Origin of the sequence: Streptomyces sp. SolWspMP-5a-2, from assembly GCF_900091845.1 — a bacterium.
GTDB lineage: Bacteria > Actinomycetota > Actinomycetes > Streptomycetales > Streptomycetaceae > Streptomyces > Streptomyces doudnae.
The window spans coordinates 1-6234 of the sequence record NZ_FMCI01000211.1; the positions used below are offsets into that span (position 1 = coordinate 1).

Genomic DNA, 6234 nt, shown 5'->3' on the forward strand with positions numbered 1-6234 from the left:
GCGGCGGCGCGGCGCCCCGCGCCGGAGGAGCCGGCGGCGGGCAGGCGCGGCCGCCGCCCGGCGAAGAAGCCCAAGGCGAAGGCGAAGAAGGTCCTGCTGTGGACCGGCGGCGCGATGGCCTTCGTCCTGGTCGCGGGCGCGGGCGGTGCCTACCTCTACATCAAGCACCTCAACGACAACATCACCGCCGTCTCCGACGACGGCGCGAGCACCGGTGGCTTCCAGAAGGACAAGGCCATCAACATCCTGCTGATCGGCACGGACAAGCGCACCGGCAAGGGCAACGAGGGGTACGGCGACTCCGGCAGCGTCGGGCACGCGGACACCACGATCCTGCTGCACGTCTCCAAGGACCGCTCGAACGCGACCGCGCTGAGCATCCCGCGCGACCTCATCGTGGACGTCCCCGACTGCCCGACCGAGCAGGAGGACGGCACCTCGAAGGTGATCGCGGGCAACACCGGGGTGCGCTTCAACACCAGCCTGGGCCAGGACGACCGGACCCCGAGCTGCACCATGCGCACGGTCACCGAGCTGACCGGCGTCAAGCCGGACAACTTCATGGTCGCCGACTTCAACGCGGTCAAGACGCTCACCACCGCGGTCGACGGCGTCGACGTCTGCCTCGGCAAGGACATCGACGACGCCGACTCGCACCTGAAGCTGTCGAAGGGCATGCAGCACATCTCGGGCGAGGACGCGCTGGCCTTCGTCCGCACCCGGCACTCGGTCGGCTTCGGCGGCGACCTGAGCCGGATCGCACTGCAGCAGCAGTTCCTCAGCGCCCTGATGCGCAAGCTGAAGTCGAACGACACGCTCACCGACCCGACGAAGATGATCAAGCTGGCGGAGGCGGGCACCAAGGCGCTCACCGTCGACTCCCAGCTCGACAGCATCAGCAAGCTGAAGGACCTCGGCCTCGAACTGGGCAAGCTGAACGTCAAGAACCTGACGTTCACCACCGTCCCGGTGATCGACAACCCGGCGGAGAAGGTGAAGGCGACCGTCGTCCTCAAGCCGACGGCCGCCGCGGTCTTCAGCGCCATCAAGAACGACGTCTCCTTCACCGAGGTCGCGAAGAAGGAGAAGCAGGAGAAGAAGGACGCGGAGGCCGCCAAGCTCAAGGGCACCAAGTCCGCCGCGTCCGAGGTCCGGGTCCGCATCCTCAACGGCGGCGCGGAGGCGGGCAGCGCCCAGGAGACCCTGCAGTGGCTCCAGAACGACGAGGGCGTCCTGAAGTCGGAGAACGCGGGCAACGCGCCCGCCAACCTCAGCAAGACGACCCTGGAGTACGCCCCCGACCAGGCCGACCAGGCCCGCCGGCTGGCGGACATCATGGGTCTGCCGGGCTCGGCGCTGAAGCCCGGCGAGAGCGTGCAGAACTCCCAGGGCCTGCCCGCGATGACGCTGACCCTCGGCAAGGACTTCGAGGGCGCGGGCGTCTCCCTCACCGCCCCGACCAAGGCGCCGGACGTCGACAAGACGACCGCGGACAAGGTCGAGTGCGCCAAGTAGCGGTGATCCAGTGATCCCTGGAGGCCTGCCGTACGTCTGACAGGACGTACGGCAGGCTTTTCGGTGGCTCGGCATGCCCCCGGCCCGCCGCCCTCCGCGGCGGCGCGGGCCGGGGAACGGGGAGGACGGGGAGATGGCGGGGAACGGCGTGCGGGAAGACGGCCCGCTCCAGGAGGACCGGTGGGTCAGGGGCGCGTCCGCGTCCGGGGACGGCGCGCGTCCGGGCGGCGCGGGCGCCGCGGTGCGCGGGCCGCGCCGCGGGCACCGGGTGCTGCGGGGCGCGGCCATGGGCCTGTCGGTGCTGATCCTCGGCACCGCCGGGGCGGGCTACCTCTACTACGAGCACCTCAACGGCAACATCCAGAAGGGCGAGCGCAGCAGCGGCGACGCCAAGGCACGGCGCGGCGGCGCCAACGCGGCCGGGCAGACGCCGCTGAACATCCTGCTGGTCGGCTCCGACAGCCGCGCCTCGGCGGCCAACGTGCGGCTGGGCGGCAGCAGGGCGAGCCGGGGCAACCCGCCGCTGGGCGACGTGCAGATGCTGATCCACCTCTCCGCCGACCGCAGGAGCGCGGCGATGGTGAGCGTGCCGCGCGACACCCGCGTCGACATCCCGGCCTGCAAGGACCCCGGCAGCGGGCGCTCCTACCCGGCGACCAACACCATCATCAACGAGTCGCTGGCCCGCGGCGGGGCCGGGTGCACGCTGGCCACCTGGGAGAACCTGACCGGCGTGTACATCGACCACTGGATGACGATCGACTTCGCGGGCGTGGTGAAGATGGCCGACGCGATCGGCGGCGTCGAGGTGTGCGTCGACCAGAACGTGTGGGACCGTCCGCTGCCCCGGGTGCCGGGCGGCTCCGGGCTCAAGCTGCGCGCGGGCACCACGAAGGTCAAGGGCGAGCAGGCGCTGCAGTGGCTGCGCACCCGGCACGCGTGGGGCAGCGACCCGCTGCGGGCGCGGGCCCAGCACATGTACCTGAACTCGATGATCCGCACGCTCAAGGGGCAGAACGTGTTCACCGGCTCGGGGCGGCTGATGGACCTGGCGGAGGCGGCGACGAAGTCCCTGAAGGTCTCCTCGGAGATCGGCACCGTCAAGAAGCTGTACGACCTCGGCACGCAGCTGAAGACGGTGCCGACGGACCGCATCACCATGACGACGATGCCCGCGGTCCCCGATCCGCAGAACAAGGACCACCTGCTGCCGGACGGCGCCCGCGCCGCGACGATGTGGGAGATGCTCCGCGACGACGTGCCCTTCGACGACAAGGGCGGGGCGTCCGGCGGCAAGGCGGGCGAACCGGCGGCGTCGGCGCGGGCCGTCAAGGAGCCGTCGTCCTCCCCGGACAGGATCGGTGTCGTCGTCCGCAACGCCACCAGGTCCGCCACCCTCGGCCCGGTCACCGGGCGCGCGGCGGCCGTGGCGCGGGCGCTGGTGGACAAGGGGTTCGCCCGGGCCGGGACGGACACCACGGCCGGGCTCGCCGAGGAACGGACCGTGGTGCGCTACCCGGGCGCCGGTCTGGAGGGGGACGCCCAGCGGGTGGCGCGGGCGCTCGGGGTGCCGCTCGGCTCGGTGGAGCGGTCGGCGGACGTCTCGTCGGTGACGGTCGTGGTGGGGTCGGACTGGCGCGAGGGGACGACCTACCCGGAACAGGCCGCGCCGTCGGCGGGTGACCTTCCGGACAACGCCGACGCCATCAACGGCTCGGACGACGGGCAGTGCATGGACGTGTACCAGCCGTACCGCTGGTGAATGCGGGCAGATGGCAGGTAACCCATTGGGGGGTTCGCGCGTCTGACTTGGCGCGGGGAAGCCCGATTCAGGCGCAGGGGTGGAGGCAGGGAGTGGCGCAAAGTGTGCGCGGAGAGGTTCCCGCGGTCGAGGACACGACGTCCCTCGCACCGCGGGAGCCGGCGACACCGGCGGACGAGGGCCGGGGCACGGACGACGGCCGGGACGTGAAGGGGCGGCGCAGACGGCGGGTGCTGCGCTGGTCGGCGGTCGTCCTCGCGGTGGTGATATCCGGTACCGCGGGCGCGGGGTACCTCTACTACCGGCATCTCAACGGGAACATCAAGAAGGACCCGCTCAACATCGGCGCCCCCGGCGACCGGGCGAACAGGGTCAGGGCCAACGCGGCGGGGCAGACACCGCTGAACATCCTGCTGATCGGGTCCGACGCGCGGAACTCCGAGGAGAACCAGAAGCTCGGCGGCGCCCGCGACACGTACAACACCCCGCCGCGCGCGGACGTGCAGATGCTGCTGCACGTCTCGGCGGACCGGACCAACATCTCGGCCGTCAGCATGCCGCGCGACACCCTCGTGGACCTGCCCGAGTGCACCGACCCGGAGACCGGTGACGTGTACGAGGCCCGGCAGAACACCATCACCAACGACTCGCTGGGGCGCGGCGGTCCGGGGTGCACGGTGGCGACGTGGGAGAAGCTCACCGACATCCACATCGACCACTTCATGATGATCGACTTCGCGGGTGTGGTGTCGATGGCGGACGCGGTCGGCGGTGTGCCGGTGTGCGTGGACGCCAACATCCACTCCAAGTCCTCGGACGGGCACGGCTCGGGCCTGAAGCTGAAGAAGGGGACGACGTCGGTCAAGGGCGTGCAGGCGCTGGAGTGGCTGCGCACCCGGTACGGCTTCGAGGACAACACCGACATCGCGCGGGCCAAGGCGCAGCACCAGTACATGAACTCGATGGTGCGCGAGCTGCGGGCCAACGCCACCCTCAGCAACCCCAACAAGCTGCGCACGCTCGCCGAGACGGCCACCCAGGCGCTGACCGTGGACGAGGGGCTCGGCACGGTGGCGAAGCTGTACGACCTGAGCAAGGAGCTGCGGAAGGTCCCGACGGACCGCATCACGATGACGACGATGCCGTGGCAGTACTCGACGTCCAACCCCGGCCGGGTGGTGCCGAGGCCGGACGACGCGGAGAAGCTGTTCCGGCTGGTGCGCGAGGACATCCCGCTGGACGGCGGCGGCGGGAGCGGGCCGGCGGCGTCGGCGAGCCCGTCGGACCCGGCGGCGGACGACGACCGGATCGCCGTGCGGGTGGCGAACGGCACCGCGGACGCGACCCGGGCACCGGTCGCCGGGCGCGCGGACGTGGTCACCGGGCTGCTCGTCGGCAAGGGCTTCGCCAAGGCCGTCGCGGACCCGTCCGAGGTCTCCGGCGAGGAGACGACGGTGGTGCGCTACCCGAGCGCCGATCTGAAGGGGGACGCGCAGCGGGTGGCGCGGGCGCTGGGGGTGCCGGTGTCCCGGGTGGAGAAGTCGACGGACGTGTCCGGGGTGACGCTGGTGGTCGGCGCGGACTGGCGCTCGGGGACCACGTACCGGGCGGCCGAGGACGAGGACGCGACGCCGGACACGGCGGAGGCGATCAACGGGTCGGACGAGAAGCAGTGCATGCACGTCAACCCGGGCTACACCTGGTAGTCCGGGCCTGACGGGCGGAGATGACCCGCGGACTCAGTCGGTGACGAGGACCGCGGGGCGGCGGGAGGCGATGACCTTCCTGGCCAGCGACTTGGGGCTGGTCAGGAATCCCCAGCCCCAGCACATGTGCATGGTGGCGAGGGCGACCGGGATGCGCAGACGGGCCTTCAGGGGCAGGCCCCTGCCCGCCGGGAGCGACCCGGCGACGATCGCGGCGAGGTAGCCGCCGGGCACGACCAGGCCCCACGGGGTGACCAGGACGCCGACCAGCAGGCCCGCCGCGATGGCCAGTACGGCCGTCGGCGGGGCGAGGTAGCGCAGGTTGATGGAGCCCTCGTGGTAGCGGGCGACGACGTGCCGCCAGCGGCCGTAGTCCTTGTACTGCTTGGCGAGGGCCTTCACGCTCGGCCGGGGCCGGTAGGAGACCCGCAGTTCGGGCGAGAACCAGATCAGACCGCCCGCCTCGCGGATGCGGAAGTTCAGCTCCCAGTCCTGGGCGCGGATGAACTCCTCGTTGTAGCCGCCCTGGCGCTCCAGCGCCTCGCGCCGGAAGACGCCGAGGTAGACCGTCTCGGCCTCGCCCGCCGCGCCGCCGGTGTGGAAGGCCGCGTTGCCGACGCCGATCTTCGAGGTCATCGCGGCGGCGACCGCGTGCTCCCAGTCGTTCTCGCCCTCGGCGTGCATGATGCCGCCGACGTTCTGGGCGCCGGTCTCCGCCAGGAGCCTGACGGCCGTCGCGATGTAGTTCGGGGAGAGCACGCCGTGGCCGTCGACCCGCACCACGACCGGGTGCCGGGAGGCCTTGATCGCCGCGTTCAGGGCGGCCGGGGTGCGGCCGGTGGGGTTGGGCACGGTGTGCACCCGCGGGTCCTCGCGGACCAGTTCGGCGGCAATCTCCTCGGTGCGGTCCGTGGACGGGCCGAGGGCGATCACCACCTCCATCTCACCGGCGTACTCCTGGGCGAGGATGGCGTGCACGGCCGTGCGCAGGTGCCGTTCCTCGTCGAGGACGGGCATGATCACGGAAACGGCGGGCGAGCGCATGTCGGAATTGGCGTTCATCGGGGCTCACGTTACCGCGAACGGGGGACACGGTACGCCCCGCCGGGTGCGGTGCGGCGGTCCGCAGATCGTATGGGCCTACGGTGCTCATACATCCCACGTACGGCCGTCGCCCGGAGGTGTTCCCTTGCCCACGCCGCCCCGGTCCGCCGCTCCCGCCCGGCCGCAGCGCCGCCCGCAGCCGCCCCG

General features: G+C 71.7%; 4 protein-coding genes. 3 read left to right on the top strand and 1 reads right to left on the bottom strand.

Annotated features, from left to right (window positions below):
- The 3 genes from GA0115242_RS21605 to GA0115242_RS21615 form a co-directional block, all read left to right on the top strand.
- A partial coding sequence (locus tag GA0115242_RS21605) for an LCP family protein (RefSeq protein ID WP_237549218.1) occupies positions 1 to 1515 on the top strand: 1515 nt, incomplete at its 5' end.
- Between the two features lie 133 nt (positions 1516 to 1648).
- The gene (locus GA0115242_RS21610; RefSeq protein WP_093830964.1) at positions 1649 to 3277 is read left to right on the top strand and encodes an LCP family protein; all 1629 of its coding nucleotides are present in this window, start codon (positions 1649 to 1651) and stop codon (positions 3275 to 3277) included.
- Positions 3278 to 3381: 104 nt separating this feature from the next.
- Complete coding sequence (locus tag GA0115242_RS21615) at positions 3382 to 4983, top strand: LCP family protein (RefSeq protein WP_370672311.1); 1602 nt, start codon at positions 3382 to 3384, stop codon at positions 4981 to 4983.
- 33 nt (positions 4984 to 5016) lie between these two features.
- On the opposite strand, the gene GA0115242_RS21620 is transcribed toward GA0115242_RS21615, so the two are convergent.
- Positions 5017 to 6045 carry a glycosyltransferase family 2 protein gene (locus GA0115242_RS21620; RefSeq protein WP_093830968.1) on the bottom strand — a complete coding sequence of 343 codons (1029 nt, stop codon included), beginning with the start codon at positions 6043 to 6045 and terminating at the stop codon, positions 5017 to 5019.
- Positions 6046 to 6234 lie beyond the last annotated feature (189 nt).